At 56.6% G+C, this 613-nt stretch carries 1 rRNA gene; it reads left to right on the top strand.

Annotated elements, in window-relative coordinates:
- Positions 1–613, top strand: a 23S ribosomal RNA gene (locus QSK18_RS35690); the annotation flags it as partial.

Genomic DNA, 613 nt, shown 5'->3' with positions numbered 1-613 from the left:
CTGTGACAACCAGGAGGTTGGCTTAGAAGCAGCCACCCTTTAAAGAGTGCGTAATAGCTCACTGGTCAAGTGATTCCGCGCCGACAATGTAGCGGGGCTCAAGTACACCGCCGAAGCTGTGGCATTCGTTCAATAATCTAGTGTCCCTTGATGGACGTCTCAGGTGAACGGATGGGTAGGGGAGCGTCGTGTGGCGAGTGAAGCATCGGGGTGACCCAGGTGTGGACGCCACACGAGTGAGAATGCAGGCATGAGTAGCGAAAGACGGGTGAGAAACCCGTCCGCCGAATGACCAAGGGTTCCAGGGCCAGGCTAATCCGCCCTGGGTAAGTCGGGACCTAAGGCGAGGCCGACAGGCGTAGTCGATGGACAACGGGTTGATATTCCCGTACCGGCGAAGAACCGCCCATATCGAACCCAGCGATACTAACATCGTGATGGTGTGCCGGCCTTCGGGCTGAATCACTTGAGCCTTGGACCTGGACTGGTAGTAGGTAAGCGATGGTGTGACGCAGGAAGGTAGCCTCCGCGTGGCGATGGTTGTCCACGTTTAAGCATGTAGGGCGTGTCGTAGGCAAATCCGCGACACTGACTTTGATGTTGAGCCTGAGAT

Origin of the sequence: Kineosporia sp. NBRC 101677 (genome assembly GCF_030269265.1) — a bacterium.
In the GTDB taxonomy this organism is placed as follows: domain Bacteria; phylum Actinomycetota; class Actinomycetes; order Actinomycetales; family Kineosporiaceae; genus Kineosporia; species Kineosporia rhizophila.
Note: the sequence above shows the minus strand (reverse complement) of the source record. Positions and strands in the feature narration are given on the sequence as shown.